This window comes from Shimazuella sp. NTD248 (assembly GCF_059510395.1).
In genome coordinates, this window is sequence record NZ_JCAJZT010000031.1 from 1 (window position 1) to 561 (window position 561).

A 561-nucleotide genomic window follows, 5' to 3' on the forward strand; every position below is an offset into this window, starting at 1 on the left:
TCATCTTAACCTTGCACGCAACCGTTACTCGCCGGTTCATTCTACAAAAGGCACGCCGTCATTCCTTCATGGAACTCCGACTGCTTGTAAGCACACGGTTTCAGGATCTCTTTCACTCCCCTCCCGGGGTGCTTTTCACCTTTCCCTCACGGTACTGGTTCACTATCGGTCGCTAGGAAGTATTTAGCCTTGGGAGGTGGTCCTCCCAGCTTCCCACGGGGTTTCACGTGTCCCGCGGTACTCAGGGTACATCTCGGAGAGAAGCGGTTTTTAGCTACGGGGCTGTTACCCTCTTTGGCTGGTTCTTCCAAAACCAATTCGCCTAACCACTTCTTTTGTAACTCCATATGAGATGCCCTACAACCCCAAAGGTACAAGCCCTTTGGTTTGGGCTATTCCCATTTCGCTCGCCGCTACTCAGGGAATCGAGTTTTCTTTCTCTTCCTCGGGGTACTTAGATGTTTCAGTTCCCCCGGTCTGCCTCTGACCACCCTATGAATTCAGGTGGCAGTCCTTCTCCTTCGAGAAGTGGGTTTCCCCATTCGGAAATCTCCGGATCAA

General features: G+C 51.9%; 1 rRNA gene. It reads right to left on the reverse strand.

The window, feature by feature from the left end:
* A 23S ribosomal RNA gene (locus AC5WOE_RS20000) occupies nt 1-561 on the reverse strand; the annotation flags it as partial.